The sequence below is a fragment of the Rhodohalobacter sp. SW132 genome (assembly GCF_003390325.1).
Classification (GTDB): domain Bacteria; phylum Bacteroidota; class Rhodothermia; order Balneolales; family Balneolaceae; genus SW132.
The window spans coordinates 172784-188992 of sequence record NZ_QUOK01000002.1; the positions used below are offsets into that span (position 1 = coordinate 172784).

Here is a 16209-nt window from a genome sequence, read left to right on the forward strand (position 1 = left end):
TAAGAAACATGAATAAATTAACAATAATACCCGTTTTATTTGCACTGTTTTTGATATCCTGTGAAATGGACGTTTTGGATATATCCCCACAGGATCGTGTATCAGAGGATGCTGTTTGGGAAGATCCCAATCTAATAACGGCATACCATAATGAGCTATATAACGCAATCCCACACGGATTTTACCTTCACATGTACTCAAAATATACCGATGAGGCCTATAACTCAGCTCCTTGTTGCGGAGCCGATATTTTTGCCAGGAATACATTTGATCCGGATAATATTTCACAGGTAGGAGAAGGTGATTTCTGGGGCGGATACATGTACTACTGGGATCGGGGATATGAATATATCCGAAAAATTAATGTATTCCTGGAGAAAGCAGAAGAGGATCTCGGTTTGGAAAATCAAGACCGGATGGTAGCTGAAGCACATTTTCTCAGAGCTTTCACATATTTCGAATTGATTAAACGTTTTGGTGGTGTTCCCATTGTTACTCAAACTTATCAACTCGGGGATGAAGTTGAGTTTGTAAGAGATTCATTTGAAGAAGGAGTTCAATTTATTGAAGATGAACTCGCACTGGCAATGGCAAATTTGTCTCAGAGCTATCCATCTACGAGTTCTGAATATGGCAGGGCAACGGTTGATGCAAGCCAGGCACTGCTCTCCAGAGTTCTGTTGTACGCGGCCTCGCCACTGCACAATCCATCGAATGACCAGGAAAAATGGGCGCGGGCTGCCGATGCAGCTGAAGCACTTCTTGAATCCGGTTATTCACTCTATCCAGACTATCAGGAACTTTTTACGCTCTCACATGGGGATAGCCAAAATGAGGTGATATTTTCCAGAGGTTTTACTACCTCAAACTATCATGAAACACCAATGCATAATTTAAACCGAAGATTTGAAGCTTACGGTGGATGGTGGGGAAGTAACGGGCCTTCCCAAAACCTGGTGGATGACTATGAAATGATAAATGGTGAACGTCCATTTTTAGAAGATGGAACCGTGAACACCACTTCTGGATATGATCCTCAAAATCCATACCAGGATCGGGATCCGAGACTGAATGCATCTATCATATACAATGGGGGTGAATTTCGGGAAACTACATTTGAGATGTGGGTAGCTGAGGATGGCGAATCATGGGGATTTGATTCCTACAGAGAAAGTGGCGACAATCCACGGAGTCATTACGTTTTGAAAAAATTCATGCCTACAGAGGGACCGATAAATTGGGAAACTTCCTATACGATGAAATGGCCCCATTTTCGTTTGGCTGAGATTTACCTGAATTATGCTGAAGCTCAATTTGAGCTGGGGAATGAAGATCTTGCCAGGCAATATCTTAATGAGGTCAGAAGCAGAGAAGGTGTGAATATGCCTGATATTCCGGCAACTGTTACTGGTGAGGAGTTGAGACAAAGAATTTATAATGAGCGGAGAGTTGAATTGGCTTTCGAAAATCACAGATTCTTTGATATCAGACGATGGCTTATTGCCGATGAGGTTGAAAACCGTCCGATAAGAGGTATGGATATATTTAGAAATATGTCAACCGGTGAACTTTCATATAGTCCGGTGCAATTATTGGAGAAAATTCCCTGGGAAGATAAGATGAATTTGTTACCGATTGCATCTGATGAGATCCGTCGAAATCCTGGAATAGAACAAAACCCGGGATGGTGATTTTGAGTAGTTCATATTCATAAATATTTAAAACTAATAATATTAATAATAACTGGTCAGGTCGTTTGTTGATTTCGGATAGTAAAAATTCCGAAGACAATGTTACGACTGATCAGTTATTTATATGTTTAACTACATTTTGTTATTATTACTTTTAAGGTTAAAAATATCACAAAACTTTTATACTCTATGGTTTAGTTTGATTCTTGTTAATTCGTTATATACAAATCTGCTATCAAAATTAAATGCATTTAAACTAAACCATAGATGAAGTTAACTTTTCTCTCAAAAATTGCAGTCCACAATATTATAATCGGAACGTTGTTTCTGTCATTTTTCCTGGTGCAATGCACTTCATCAGACCGGGATGTGATCGAGCTTCATCCGGATGACAGCATTGTTTTGATCGGCAACAATCTTGGCTCACGGATGATGCACTACGGTCATTTCGAAACGGAGCTGCATGTTCGGTATCCCGGCCACTCTCTTGTTATTCGCAACCAGAGCGAGTCGGGGGATACGCCCGGGTTTCGTCCCCATTCTTCACGCGATACCCCGTGGGCTTTTCCCGGTGCCGAACAGTTTCAAACCGAGTATGCCACCAATTCCGGAAGCGAAGGCCATTTTCCTGAGCCGGATGAATGGATTTCGAAATTTAATCCGGAGGTACTGATCGCATTTTTCGGTTTCAGCGAGTCGTTCCGGGGCGAAGAGGGTCTTGAAAATTACAAAGCGGAACTGGACGCGTTTATTCGCCACACGCTCAGTCAATCCTATAATGAAGAAGGCGAAACCGAACTGGTTCTCGTTTCTCCGATTGCTTTTGAGGATCTGTCCGATCGGTATGATCTGCCCGATGGAGTGGAGGAGAACCGGAATCTTGAGCTCTATACAGATGCCATGAGGGACGTCGCTGATCGGCATGATGTTCGGTTCGTGGATCTCTTTCGCCCGACAAAAGAGTGGTTTGATAATAGCAGTGAACCTCTGACGATTGATGGTTCTCAGCTGAATGATGAGGGATACCGGCAGTTATCGGTTCTGCTTGCAGATCAAATTTTCGGATCCCGCTCTGCTGCCGCTGATGAGTATCGGGATCAGGTTCATGATGCCGTACTCGACAAAAACTGGATGTGGCAAAACGATTATAAAATCCCGAATGGGGTACACGCGTACGGCCGGCGGTTTGAGCCGTTTGGACCGGATAACTACCCGGCTGAAATTGAGAAAATTCAGCAGATGACCGAAATTCGTGACTGGGCGATCTGGAAGGCCGCCAATGGTGAACAGCTGGATGTGGCGGCTGAGGATGAAAAAACCCTCGAACTGCCGGAGATTGAGACCAACTTTGACCCCAATCAGCACGGAAATCCGGAGTATCTGTATGGTCAGGATGCACTCGATAAACTTACCGTTCCGGATGGATATGAGGTTGCCCTGTTTGCATCGGAGGAGGATTTTGCCGATATGGCTAACCCCGTTCAGCTTACGTTTGATAACGAAGGACGGCTCTGGGTGGCCACACTGCCGAGTTACCCGCACTACAAACCGGGAGATACGAGGCCAAATGATAAAATCATCATCCTCGAAGATACTAACGGCGATGGCAAAGCAGACACACAGTCTGTTTTCGCCGACGGACTTCATCTGCCGATCGGGTTTGAAATCACCCCGGAGGGCGTATATGTATCTCAGGGGCGTGACCTGGTTCTGCTTCGGGATACCAACGGCGATGGAAAAGCCGACACCCGTGATATTATTCTCAGCGGTTTTGACGACCACGATACGCATCACGCCCACAGTACTTACACCACGGATCCGTCGGGAGCTTTTTACCTGGCCGAGGGAGTGTTTCTTCACTCAAACATCGAAACGTCATATGGACCGGTGCGGGCTACCAACGGAGGTTTCTACCGATATAATCCTCAGCGAAAAAAACTTGAAAGAATAGCCCAGATGTCGATACCCAATCCGTGGGGCATCGCGTTTGATGAGTGGGGTCAGCCGATATTTGCCGAAACATCCGGCCCCGACGTGCTCTGGATGCTGCCAGGAATGATTCGTTCGCGTTATGGAGTGGCCAGCCCAAAATCCCGGAATCTGATCGAAGATAGTCACCGGGTCAGGCCCACATCGGGATTGGAATTTGTATCCAGCCGGCACTTTCCTGATGATGTTCAGGGTGATTTTATCATCAGCAATTCCATCGGCTTTTTGGGCACAAAACAACATTCACTTGAGGAGGATGGTACAGGATATTCAAGCCAACACCGCTTGGATCTGTTTCGCGGAGGGGATCCCAATTTCCGGCCTGTGGATATGGAATTTGCCCCGGACGGCTCGCTCTATATCGTAGACTGGCACAACGTTCTGATCGGCCATATGCAGCATAACGCACGTGATCCGCTGCGTGATCATGTTCACGGCAGAATTTATCGCATCACCCATACGGAGCGCCCGCTCGTTGAACCTGCTGAAATTGCAGGCGCTGATATCGATGTACTCCTGGAAAATCTGAAGCTCCATGAGATCAGGGCGAGAGACCGCACACGACGTGAACTTCGGGGGCGGGATGCGGATGACGTATTGCCACGGCTGGCTGACTGGATTGAAAATCTCGATACGGAGGATGAGCGGTACGACCATCATCGGCTTGAAGCACTTTGGGTGAGCTGGGGACTGAACCGGATAGACCAGGAATTATTGCGAGAACTGCTGGTGAGCAGCGATCACCGGGTTCGCGCAGCGGCGGCAAATGCAGTGCGTCATAATGGTCACCAGGTTGAAGACCATGTGGATCTTCTTGTGCAGGCCGCGGGTGATGATCACGGGCGGGTGCGCCTCGAAGCAATTGTGGCGGCATCGTGGCTGGATGTAGATAAAGGCATTGCAATTTTAAACGAAGCAGCCAATCATCCGCTCGACGACTGGATGTCGCGAAGTTATGAAGCTTCTATGGCACACCTGCTGGGTAATGTTCCGGCTGAATCGGTGGCCGAGGAGACTGAAACCAATCTTACAGGAGCCGACCTGGAGCTTTTCCAAAAAGGACGTGAAATTTATGTACGGGATGGATATTGCGGAACCTGTCACCAGCCGGATGGACAGGGGTTGACCGCTGCCGGATTTCCGCCGCTTGCAGGTACGCGCTGGGTCACCGGAAGTGAAGAGCGTCTGATAAAACTGACGCTTCACGGTCTGGTGGGCCCGATGGAAGTTCTCGGTGAGGAATATCCCGGCAGTGTACCGATGACTCCGTTTCGCGGCCTTCTGGATGATGAAGAGATGGCAGCTGTTTTGACCTACATCCGAAACAGTTTCGGAAACGAAGCTTCGCCGGTATCTGAAGAAAAGGTTCGTGAAGTTCGCGAGGCAACATCCGACAAAACCGGTTTCTATTCACCGGATGAACTGCTTGAGGAGCATCCGCTTGAATGAAATCTAAAACCAAAATATTTAAATTAACTAAGAGCCTGAGTTCGATTCTTAAAAATTGACTTCTAAAGTCTCCCCTGAGGCTGTCCAAAAAGGGCGAAAAAGAAGATCATTCGTCCTCAATTTAGTCATGCCGGACTCCGATCCGGCATCTCCTGCCCATATTAGAGATGGGAGATCCCGCATCAAGTGCGGGATGACCTTATGATCACATATTATCAGGTCCTTTAAATCAAATTAACTATCAATCCGATTAAACCACATCATGCAAAAAATAGCTATTCTTCTCGCTGCACTCACTCTTTTATGTACCACACAAATAGCGTGCGCACAGCAAAACGATTCCTGGATTACGTTTGAACCGGATGATGGAAATGGAAAGCACATTGTGCTGGTAAGCGGTGATGATGAATATCGTTCAGAGGAGGTTCTGCCGATGCTGGCGAAAATACTGACTGAACATCACGGGTTTAAAACCACCGTTCTTTTTGCGATCGATCCGGAGACCGGAGAGATCAAACCGGATCATCAAACCAACATACCGGGCCTGGAGCATCTGCAATCGGCGGATTTGATGATTCTATTCACGCGGTTCAGGGAGCTCCCGGATGATCAGATGATCTATTTCGAAGAGTATCTCCGGGAAGGGAAACCGATTGTGGCGATGCGCACATCAACCCACGCTTTCCGCTTTGAGCGCAACCCGGATAGCCGCTTTGCGAAGTATTCTACCTGGAGTGATACGGAAGGATGGGAAGGAGGTTTTGGCCGGCAGATACTGGGTGAAACATGGATAAATCACCATGGGGATCACGGTTCGGAAGGTACGCGAGGTTTGCTTGACGGACGGAAAGTGAATGCAGATCATCCGATACTGCATGGCGTATCCGATATCTGGACGCCTACGAACGTTTATGAAGTTGGCGAACTGGAGGGTGAAAATGAGATTTTGATCTGGGGCCAGTCCACATCAGAAAAAACTGCCGATTCACCGGTAAACTGGGAAAAACCGGTGATGCCCGTTGCGTGGACGCGAGAGTACTCCGTGGAAAATGGAGCAGCCGGTAAGGTTTTTACGACTACGATGGGATCAGCCGTCGATTTTGAAAATGAAGATTTGCGAAGGCTGATCGTAAATGCAGGATATTGGGCGCTGGAGATGGCCGATGATCTGCCGGAAGATGTAAACGTGGATATTATCGGCGAGTACAACCCGACAATGTACGGATTTGATGATTTCATAGAGGGACTGCGGCCATCGGATTATAAGTAGAAAATTTCCAATCAGAATTCACAAAAACATATTTAATTATCAATTTTTATGCTAAACGTACATAATTCGTTATGGCCCGGAATCGTGGGGAAAGGAGAAGGGGCGGATGAACCTGTTATTTCCCTGCAGCGGATGCTGGAACTTACGGAAAACGCCAGGGCAAATGGCCAACGGTTTGATGGTGTGGACCTGAACGTAATGGAGCCTCATCTGGATATAGATGCTGAAAAAAAGCAAATTCTTGAATTTGCTGATCAGGTTTCAGAAAGGGGTTTACAAATTGGATCTATCGGCGCACCAGTATGGCCGGACGCCGGCGGCGGATCGGCAATGGGGGACCAATCCGGCAAGCAACGATTTCTGGATGCGATTCGAAAAACCTGCGAATATGCCAAAGTGCTGAATCAACACGGAGTTCGACAGTACGGAATTATTCGGATTGATTCGGCAGATTCCCCCGAAAACTGGGTTAATGATCCGGATGGAAACACAAAAGAAATTGCCGAAACGTTCAGAGAAGCAGCAAAAATTGCATCCGGTTATGGGGAGCGGTTGGCTGCTGAAGGGGAAATTTGCTGGGCAGGGATGCATTCATGGCGTCACATGCTCAATCTTCTTGAAGAAGTTGGTATGCCCGATAGTTTGGGATTTCAGGCTGATTTAGCACATACTTATCTGTTTCTGCTTGGATATAATGCCCCGGATCATGCGCTGATCGGTAAAACGTATTCCGAAGAGGAATTCTGGCAGGGTTATAAAAAAATGACCGATGCACTTGGCCCATGGACAATAGATTTTCACGTGGCTCAAAGTAACGGTACCGTATTTGGCAGTGGTTCCCATGATAAAACAGGACGCCACTGTCTGCCGGATGATCCGGAGGGTAAACTCGATATTGTGGAGTGCAGCCGGTATTGGCTGCTGGATCAGTCGGGAAACCTGAGAAATAATATCCGTCATATCTGCTGGGATGGCTGCATGTTTCCAAACTCAGCACTTGAATCAGAGGAGACCTGGAAGGATGTTTTACAGTTGCTGATCCGGGTAAAAACAGATATTGAGAAACGAACGTAAAGTTAACCGATCAACCAAATACAGATGACAAAAATAGGGTTTAATATGCTGGCATGGTCACAGGTTGTTTCTGATGACCTGATGCCAAACGTGGAACGGCTTAAAAAAATCGGCTATGATGGTATTGAAGTTACATTGGGTACGGATGATATCGAGGCCTATCGAAGGCTTGGTAATTTTGTATCTCAGTTAGATATGGAAGTGAACTGTGTGATGCCATTGGGCCCTCAGGAAAACCCGATAAGTTCAGATCCGAAAGTTAGATCAAAGGCAATAGATCAATTAAAATGGGGGATTGATCGCGCTTCAGAGATGGAAGCCAAAGTTATATGCGGGCCGTTCCACTCCGCTTTTGGAACGTTCGCAAATAAACCCCCGGATGAGCAGGAAATGCAATGGAGTGCAGAAGTGCTGTCAGCCGCCGCAGAATATGCCGGTCAGGCAGAAATTACATTGGCGATTGAAGCTCTGAACCGCTTTGAATGTTACCTGTGCAATACAATGGAACAGCTTGTGGAGTTATCAAAACGGGTTTCTCATCCAAATCTTGGGGTGATGTTCGATACCCATCACGCAAATATCGAAGAGAAATCATTCTCGAAAGCGATCGATACCGCAGCTCGGCACCTGAAACATGTCCACATCAGCGAAAATGACCGCGGCACACCCGGTGATGGTTTGGTTCAGTGGGATGAAGTATTTGCCAGCCTATCGAAGCACCATTATGACGGTTGGTTAACCATCGAATCATTTACTCGAAACGACCCGGAATTCTCAAACGCTATCAATGTCTGGCGTGAATTTTCTGCCCCGTGGGATGTGGCTGAAGATGGGTTTGTATTCATAAACAGGATGCGGGAAAAACACGGACTTTGAATTTGTGGGAAGTCACACAACACTTATTTTAATTTAATTGCAATAAAATCAATTACTTAAAATGTTTATTAAGTGGTGATCGTTGTTAGGTTATTTAGCGCAGATTTACGCTATGTATGACGCAGATTCCCGCTGATTTTCAGCGTAACTCAGCGATTCATCTGCGTGACTCTGCGAGATAACAACCTATTGATTAAAAAATGGGATAATTCCTCTTAAACTGAAACATTTAGGCATACAAAAAAGATATAATTTAGATATGCAAAATTTACCTTTCAAATTTGGTGCAGAAGTGTACACCTGGTTTATGGATAACGAAGGAGAAGCCCATGCGGGCCGTCTCGGTCATATGATTGAAGTAGCGTCACGTGCAGGTTTTCAGGGAATCGAGCCGATGCATTTTTGGATGGGTGATTTAAGCGATCCCGGTCTGCTGGAGGCTAAATTACGGAAAGAGAATATAAAACTGGCTGCCATTGCGCTGATCCTGGAATGGAATGGTCCGGAAGAAACGGATAAGGAACGCCGGGAGGCAGATCAGGTTATTGAATTACTGAAACGATTTCCCGGAGCGCTTCTTTGCACGGTTCAAATGCCAACAGGACGGCATGATCTGGAGAACAGGAGAGAACATCTCATTTCAAATGTGAATGCAGTTTCCCGGCGGGCTTCCGCACAGGGAATTACCTGCAGTTTTCATCCCAACTCCCCGGAAAGTTCTATAAATCGAACCGAGGAAGATTATCGTGTGATTTTGGAGGGATTGGATGAGAAGGTTACAGGATGGACTCCCGATGTGGGACATATTATCAACGGAGGGATGGATCCGCTGGAAAAAATGAAAGAGTATAAATCCCTGATCAATCATGTTCACTATAAAGATTGGGATGGAGAGCCCGAATTCGCCCTGATGGGAAAAGGAGTGATTGATTTTACAAACATCACTCAGTGGCTCAAAGATGAAGGATACGACGGATGGATCGTTTGCGAGGATGAGGCACCCGAAGCGGTTGAAAATCCCGATGAGGTTACACTGCACGACGGGGAGTGGATTCGTCGCGATCTGATTCCTTCACTGAAATAAATTTTCAACCAAAACATATTTCAACATGCCCTACGCACAAGCAAACGGAATAAATATTTATTACGAGGAATACGGAACGGGTGAACCGCTTCTGTTGATCATGGGAATCACAGCTCCCGGATCGGTTTGGGAGAAACACTTGGCTTACTGGAAAAAACATTTTCGATGCATCCTGTTTGATAACCGGGGTGTGGGTAAATCAGACAAACCTGCAGGAGCCTACAGCAGCTCGCAGATGGCCGAGGATGCCGCAGGATTGTTGCAAGAATTGGGAATTTCAGAAGCACGGGTTGTGGGTGTTTCGATGGGCAGTATCATCGCTCAAGAACTGGCAATACGCCATCCTCAACAGGTTCGCTCACTGGTGCAAATGTGCCCCTGGGCACGGTGTGACCGGAAAGCTAAGGCCATATTTCGTCACATTATGCATATTAAAGCGCATCTCAGGCCCGAACAGTTTCAACATTTCATTCAGCTATTAATCTTTGATAAAACCAGCTGGGATGATGATGAGGTGTATCAGGAGTTAACGGACGGACAAAAGGAAGCGGCTTCCGACCCTTTACCACAGCCTTTGCATGGGCTGGAAGGGCAGGCACAGGCGTGCATGAATCATGATGTACTGGAAAAACTCGCAGATATTAAAACACCCTGCCTGGTTACCGGGGGAGAAAATGACAGATTTGTTCCATCATGGATGGTGCGGGAAGTGGCCGATGCTATCCCGGACTGCGAACTGTATATGTACAAAAACGCCGGTCACGCTTTCCACTGGGAAAATATTGAAGATTTTAATCCCAGGGTGTGTAACTGGCTGTTAGATCATTGATCAGCCATACAGTGCTTTTGAATAATTGGGTTGATAATCCGCCTGATGTTTTCACAAAACTTTTTACATTTTGATTAAACAATTTGTCCGATCATGGGAAGACCATTCCACTCAATGTACACTCTGCCATATGGTTGCCGGATTTGGATGCAATGTGGGTCCGGATCATTCAGATGATAAGCCCGGATCTGACTGAGGTCGAAATCCGAATTTCGAACGACCTGTTTGAAAGCATGAAGATATTGGGGTAATTAAATCAAATGAAGGTTAAATAGCAGTCTAAACTTTATTTTAAAAATGGAGCTCAAAGAATGATCATTTTATACCTGGTAATTAGTGTAATACTCATTATTCTATTAACGGCCAGGTATAAAGTGCATCCCTTTCTTGCCCTCTTTATGGTGGCGATTGTGTATGGGCTTCTCGCCGGTATGTCACTGGAACTTATCGTGGAATCGATCAACCAGGGATTTGGAAATACACTCGGCAGTATCGGGCTGATCATTCTGTTTGGTGTAATTATCGGCGCTTTTCTGGAAAATTCCGGGGCAGCGTATGTTCTTGCTGAAAAAATCCTGAAAGCGATTGGCAGGAAACGGGTTGGTCCGGGGATGGGCATCATCGGTTATTTTATATCCATCCCGGTTTTTGCTGACAGTGGTTTTATTCTACTCTCCCCGCTAAATAAAAGTCTTACAAAAAAAGCGAAACTGTCGCTTGCCGGAACTGCAGTAGCGCTCGGCCTGGGCTTAACTGCCTCGCACACCATGCTTCCTCCAACTCCCGGACCCATTGCCGCTGCCGGGATCTTGAATGCAGACCTTGGCCTTGTGATGCTGATCGGCCTGCCGGTGAGTCTGCTCGCACTCACGGCCGGAATCATCTTTGCCGTTAAAGTTGCTGCCCGCACAAAAATAGAACCCAATCCCGGAACAACCGATGCCGAAATTCAAGAACGCGTAAAACAGGCGCCGGGTGCGCTTCACGCCTCCTTTCCGGTTTTGGTTCCGATCGTGCTGATTATCATGAAATCACTCACGGAAGGGCTGAATTTATTGCCTGAAGGGAATTTGTACCAGTTTATTCTTTTCATTGGTGATCCGGTTATCGCTCTGATGATTGGTGTCTTTTTAGCTTTCACACTGCCGAAAAATCTGACACCCAAAATGCTCTCTTCTTCCGGCTGGATGGGCAAGGCGATCGAAACGTCTGCATCAGTCATCATGATTACGGGTGCCGGTGGAATTTTCGGGATGATCCTCCAGAATTCAGGAATTGCTGACGTACTGGGCGAACTGCTTGCGGATGTTCACCTCGGGATTTTCTTGCCGTTTTTATTAACTGCGGCCATTAAAACCGCCCAGGGATCATCCACAGTTGCACTGATCACCGCCGCATCCATTATGATGCCGATGATGGATTCACTCGGTTTTGAAACCGAAATGCAGAAAGCACTTGTTGTATTGGCGATCGGGGCCGGATCTGCCGTCGTTTCCCACGCGAACGACAGTTTTTTCTGGGTTGTGACACAGCTCACCGGAATGACTACAAAAACCGGATATAAACTGTATACTACCGGAACACTAATATTGGGAAGTACCGCCGCAATTATCGTCTTTATTCTCTATCAAATTGTTGCGTAATTGTTTGTATAACGGGTGATTGGGTGAAAATCCATCAAATCAACAAATCGAAATCTTCATAACACAAAAAAACTGCTAAAACATGGGTGATAAGAAAAATTTAAGAAGTCAGGAATGGTTCGGGGCATCGGATAAAATGGGATTTGTTCACCGTTCATGGCTCCGCAACCAGGGATACCCGGACGATTATTTTACAGGCAAACCGGTTATTGGAATCTGTAACACCTGGTCTGAATTAACGCCATGTAATGCCCATTTGCGCGATTTTGCGGATGTTGTGAAACGGGGTGTTGTAGAAGCCGGCGGTGTGCCGTTTGAATTTCCGGTAATGTCACTGGGTGAAACCCTGATGCGTCCAACCACCATGCTGTTCAGAAATCTTGCCAGCATGGATACGGAGGAATCGATTCGGGCAAACCCGATTGACGGCGTTGTTCTGATGACCGGGTGTGATAAAACCACGCCATCAACGGTGATGGGAGCCTGCAGTGTGGATCTTCCAACCATCGTGGTTCCGGGCGGACCGATGCTGAACGGCAGATTTAGGGGTGAGACGATTGGATCGGGAACGTTCAGCTGGAAAATCAAAGAGAAGCAGGAAAATGAGAATTTTACCGAGCAGGATCTGTTTGAAGCGGAAGCCTGTTCATCACGCAGCAGCGGGCATTGCAATACAATGGGAACGGCGTCAACGATGGCTTCGATGAGCGAGGCATTGGGGCTGACCCTTCCCGGGGCGTCAGCCATTCCGGCGGTGGATTCCCGTAAGAAAAAAATGGCTCAGCTTTCCGGCCGAAGAATTGTGGAGATGGTCAATGAGGACCTGAAACTTTCGGATGTGCTGACTCGCCAGGCGTTCGAAAATGCAATCATCGTGAACGCAGCTGTCGGGGGATCAACAAACCTGATCCTGCACTTGCTGGCCATTGCCGGCAGGATAGGCGTGGATCTCGATCTGAAAGATTTTGACGATATCGGCAGTAAAATACCCCTGCTCCTGAACCTGATGCCATCCGGAGAGTTTTTGATGGAAGATTTTTATTACGCAGGCGGACTTCCGGTTGTCATAAATGAACTCCGTGATGTACTTCGAAAGGATAGTGTCTCCGTTAACGGAAAGTCTATTGTTGAAAACAGTAAGGGAGCGAAATGCTACAATCGCGATGTAATCAAAGAGTATGATAAACCCCTGAAAAAAGAAGCCGGAATCGCCGTGCTGAAAGGAAATTTGTGTGAAAACGGTGCGGTTATCAAACCTTCGGCTGCTACGGATGAGCTGATGCAGCACAGAGGCAAGGCCGTCGTTTTTGAATCGATCGAAGATTATCATCAGCGAATTGATGATCCCGATCTGGATATTGACGCGTCATCTGTGATCGTATTAAAAGGAGTTGGGCCCAAAGGGTATCCCGGAATGCCGGAAGTTGGGAATGTGGATCTGCCTGCAAAGCTGATCAAAAAAGGAGTAAAAGATATGGTTCGTATTTCTGACGGAAGAATGAGCGGCACGGCGTACGGAACCGTGGTTCTGCACGTCGCCCCGGAATCGTCCACCGGTGGTTTGCTGGCACTTGTTCAGAATGGCGATATGATTGAGCTGGATGTGCCGAATCGGAAACTCACCCTGGATGTGCCGGATGATGTATTGGAGGAGAGAAGAGCCGTATGGGCACCTCCGGAACCGTCGACAGACAGAGGGTATGTGAAACTCTACCTGGACCATGTCCAACAAGCGGATAAAGGAGCCGATTTTGATCTTCTGAGAGGAGGTTCCGGCTCCGGGGTCGCGAGGGATTTGCATTAGCGGAGTTCATAGAACATTTAAAATCCATAATTTTAATTGGTCATGAATTTTTTAAGGAGTGTCCCCCTTAGAAGGGGGCAATGGGGGATGATCTTTTGTGCTTCGGAACCTAATGTGTGACCTTACCAGATTATGAAATTCATTTGAGACAATTTTTTTAGCCCCAGAGTATCGGGAAATCAAACCACTTATTAATTAAAGCCCACAGTAAAAATGAAAGCATATAACTTAAAAAACAGTATTTTAATCGAAGATGATACATCGGCATACCTGGTGAATGACCAGGATTGGGACTCTTTCATCAATGATGATAATCTGTACAACAAACTAAAGGACATCACTCAAACAGCTGAACCAGTTTCCGGATCAGCTGATTCAGTGAAGAAAGATCTGCTCCCGCCGATTGGAAGTCAGGAAATCTGGGCAAGCGGTGTTACCTATAGCAACAGCAAACTTGCCCGGCAGGCGGAATCGGCAGAGGCCGGGGGAGGAGAATTCTATGCCCGTGTATACGTGGCTGAGCGTCCTGAAATCTTTTTTAAAGCTACACCGGCACGAACGGTGGGGTCCGGCGGAAAAGTTCGCATTCGTAAAGATTCAACCTGGGATGTACCAGAACCTGAACTAACCCTTGCACTCACATCTTCCGGTAAGATTGTCGGCTACACGATTGGTAACGATATGAGTTCACGAAGTATCGAGGGGGAAAATCCGCTCTACCTTCCACAGGCCAAAACCTATGATGGATGTGCTTCGGTGGGCCCCGGAATTTTTGTGCCTGAAAAACCACTCTCCAAAGAGACCGAAATTGAAATGGAGATTTTACGATCAGGAAAACAGGAATTTCACGGCACGGTAGAGATCGGACAGATGAAACGTGAGCTGGATGAACTTGCCGATTGGTTATTCCGGGAACTTTCTTTTCCGAACGGATGCCTGCTGATGTCCGGCACAGGAATTGTCCCGGGTGACGGTTTTACGCTTCAATCCGGTGATGAAATTCGAATCACAATTGAGCCCATAGGTAGGCTTGTGAATTTTGTGAGCTGAAATTCGATTAAATTTATATTGACTATGGAAAACTCTCTCCTAATGAGACTGAGAGAAAACGTCATGTCAAATAATCGGTACCTTTAATTTTTTAACCGCAGGGGCGCATACAGCCGCGGAGGTTATTTATTCATATTCTTTATGTATTTTCGTTCTTCATGAAGAGGTCTCCTATGGATTTATTTAAAGTTGTGGAACTTTAAATCTAATAAATTCAGGGCGGCCTCTTTTTATAATACCTTGGCGATAAACATGTTTCAATATCCAGTTATGTTCACCCCCAATCCCGGCATACTCTATAACTTTGATAAATGTAATGACACATTTTGCGACAACTCCCGCACTCTACTCTCCAAGCCGCACCACGGGCCAGTCGTTTTCATCCCACTCCATTTCGAGAATCAACAGTTTGGAATTCCCTTCGTCGGCAACATCATAACCATGGGCAATCAGGTAGTCGGTCCCGTTAAATGTGTAGGCGGCATTATGACCAATTCCGGCATAATTTTCATTGCCCTGGAGAACCAGCGATCCGCCGCCGTGTCTCATGTCCTCGCCTTCTTTGTCAAGATATGGGCCCGTTACTTCTTTTGACCGTCCAACCACGACTTTGTATGTGCTATCTTCCCCGCGGCAGCAGAAATCCCAGGAGACAAAATTGTAGTAATAGCCATTTTTCTTAAAGATAAACGGTGCTTCGATTGCGCTGCTCATATCGTTGCCGGCAGTGCGGTCGTCAAGCTTCCAGTACCTGTTCCGGGCCGCGATCGTGTGCCACTCCTGCGGATCTCTGTCGATTTCAACCATATTGTCATTCAAACGAACCAGTTTCATTCCTTTCCAGAATGAGCCGAATGTCATCCACGGCGTGCCATCATCATCAAATACGATGTTTGGATCGATCGCATTCCAGAGATCTCTGCCGGGTACCGATCGGACTACTTTTCCGTGATCGGTCCACTCAAAATCGGGATCATCGGGATGAAGAGTCGGATTTGAGAGAACGCCAATCGCCGATGTATTTCTCCCAAACGCTGATACAGAATAATAGAGATAGTATTTTCCATTGTGATGGGTGATATCGGGAGCCCAGAGGTGGTACCGGCCACCATCTACAATCTCTTCGGTCCACGGCGGTGTTTCTGCAAATACGGGATCGAGCCGCTCCCAGTTTTCCATATCATCAGATGACCAGACCGCAATGCCGCGGCCGGTTCCAAATAAATAGAAGGTGTCATCCTGCTGCGCCATGACCGGATCGTGAATTCGAACCTCAAGATGTTGGGCTTCCAGGTCGCTGACCATCAGAGAGGCTCCAAAAATCAATAAACAAGTGAAAAAACCGCACAATAGTGCAGACTTCATTGCAGGGCGCGGGGAAATAAATGTCAATCTATTCATAGCTATAGTGGTTTGAAAATTGTGTGTGGCGATGAAAGTTCAGGTTTAC

General features: G+C 46.7%; 11 protein-coding genes. 10 read left to right on the plus strand and 1 reads right to left on the minus strand.

The window, feature by feature from the left end; translation table 11 throughout:
- Positions 1-8: 8 nt before the first annotated feature.
- The 10 genes from DYD21_RS05435 (at position 9) to DYD21_RS05480 (ending at position 14759) form a co-directional block, all read left to right on the plus strand.
- A complete protein-coding gene (locus tag DYD21_RS05435) occupies positions 9-1691 on the plus strand; it encodes a RagB/SusD family nutrient uptake outer membrane protein (RefSeq protein WP_116033805.1) in 1683 nt (560 codons plus the stop codon).
- A gap of 267 nt (positions 1692-1958) precedes the next feature.
- Positions 1959-5129 carry a PVC-type heme-binding CxxCH protein gene (locus DYD21_RS05440; RefSeq protein WP_116033807.1) on the plus strand — a complete coding sequence of 1057 codons (3171 nt, stop codon included), beginning with the start codon at positions 1959-1961 and terminating at the stop codon, positions 5127-5129.
- Between the two features lie 262 nt (positions 5130-5391).
- Complete coding sequence (locus tag DYD21_RS05445; protein ID WP_116033810.1) at positions 5392-6399, plus strand: ThuA domain-containing protein; 1008 nt, start codon at positions 5392-5394, stop codon at positions 6397-6399.
- Positions 6400-6447: 48 nt separating this feature from the next.
- The gene (locus DYD21_RS05450; RefSeq protein ID WP_116033812.1) at positions 6448-7473 is read left to right on the plus strand and encodes a TIM barrel protein; all 1026 of its coding nucleotides are present in this window, start codon (positions 6448-6450) and stop codon (positions 7471-7473) included.
- 24 nt (positions 7474-7497) lie between these two features.
- The gene (locus tag DYD21_RS05455; protein ID WP_116033815.1) at positions 7498-8349 is read left to right on the plus strand and encodes a sugar phosphate isomerase/epimerase; all 852 of its coding nucleotides are present in this window, start codon (positions 7498-7500) and stop codon (positions 8347-8349) included.
- Positions 8350-8608: 259 nt separating this feature from the next.
- The gene (locus DYD21_RS05460) at positions 8609-9433 is read left to right on the plus strand and encodes a sugar phosphate isomerase/epimerase (RefSeq protein ID WP_116033817.1); all 825 of its coding nucleotides are present in this window, start codon (positions 8609-8611) and stop codon (positions 9431-9433) included.
- Between the two features lie 25 nt (positions 9434-9458).
- On the plus strand, positions 9459-10262 hold the full coding sequence (locus tag DYD21_RS05465) for an alpha/beta fold hydrolase (protein ID WP_116033820.1): 804 nt from the start codon (positions 9459-9461) through the stop codon (positions 10260-10262).
- 311 nt (positions 10263-10573) lie between these two features.
- Positions 10574-11905 carry a GntP family permease gene (locus tag DYD21_RS05470; protein WP_116033822.1) on the plus strand — a complete coding sequence of 444 codons (1332 nt, stop codon included), beginning with the start codon at positions 10574-10576 and terminating at the stop codon, positions 11903-11905.
- Between the two features lie 82 nt (positions 11906-11987).
- On the plus strand, positions 11988-13709 hold the full coding sequence (locus DYD21_RS05475) for an IlvD/Edd family dehydratase (RefSeq protein WP_116033825.1): 1722 nt from the start codon (positions 11988-11990) through the stop codon (positions 13707-13709).
- Between the two features lie 213 nt (positions 13710-13922).
- Positions 13923-14759 (plus strand): fumarylacetoacetate hydrolase family protein, encoded by an 837-nt coding sequence (locus tag DYD21_RS05480; protein WP_116033827.1) that lies wholly within the window; start codon positions 13923-13925, stop codon positions 14757-14759.
- A gap of 345 nt (positions 14760-15104) precedes the next feature.
- On the opposite strand, the gene DYD21_RS05485 is transcribed toward DYD21_RS05480, so the two are convergent.
- On the minus strand, positions 15105-16160 hold the full coding sequence (locus DYD21_RS05485; protein WP_199535468.1) for an arabinan endo-1,5-alpha-L-arabinosidase: 1056 nt from the start codon (positions 16158-16160) through the stop codon (positions 15105-15107).
- Between the last annotated feature and the right edge of the window lie 49 nt (positions 16161-16209).